The 706-nt window shown below is 46.5% G+C and carries 1 protein-coding gene; it reads left to right on the top strand.

The features are described from left to right. On the top strand, positions 1 to 706 hold a 706-nt coding region (locus GY683_RS02160; protein WP_297287188.1), incomplete at both ends, for a HEAT repeat domain-containing protein.

Below are 706 nucleotides of genomic sequence, written 5' to 3'. Positions count from 1 at the left end.
GGCAGAACGATTAGAAGCGGATTGGGAAAACGGTGAGATTGATAAAGTCTTATGTTTTGCGAATCAGTATATTGGCATACATAATAGGGACTTATCTCATCAAACCATAGATAAGTTAGCCAGCTTTCGTTCGATTGAAAGTATTGATCGCTTAAAGGAACTATTACCAAAGCAAAATGAAAAGGTCAAAGTAAAGATTATTGAGGCATTGGGAAGCAGTCATGCACCCCATCAACTTCAACTCACCCATTTTTTGTTGCCTTTGACGACTGACGATGATCCTGATATCCGTAAAAATGTCACCGATGCGCTGGCTAAATTGGGTACACCTGAAACGGTTAAGCCGTTAACAAAATTGCTCAAAGACACATATCCGGATGTCCGCCACAGTGCAGCATACGGGTTAGCGCGATTGGGATCGCGTGAGGCGGTTCAGCCGTTAATCCAATTGCTTAAAGACACAGATAAAGATGTCCGCCGCAGTGCCGCTGACAGGTTAGGGCAATTAGGAGCGCATGAGGCTGTTCCGCCGTTAATCGAATTGCTCAAAGACACCGATAAAGATGTCCGCAGCAGTGCCGCCAACGTGTTAGTGCAATTGGGAGCGCGTGAGGCTGTTCCGCCGTTAATCGAATTGCTAAAAGACACTGATTCTGATGTCCGCCGCAGTGCCACCAACGTGTTAGTGCAATTGGGAGCGCGTGAG

It is taken from the genome of Moraxella sp. (assembly GCF_024227015.1).
Classification (GTDB): domain Bacteria; phylum Pseudomonadota; class Gammaproteobacteria; order Pseudomonadales; family Moraxellaceae; genus Moraxella.
The sequence above is the reverse complement of the archived record's forward strand: the minus strand, read 5'-3'. Positions and strand labels throughout refer to the sequence as shown.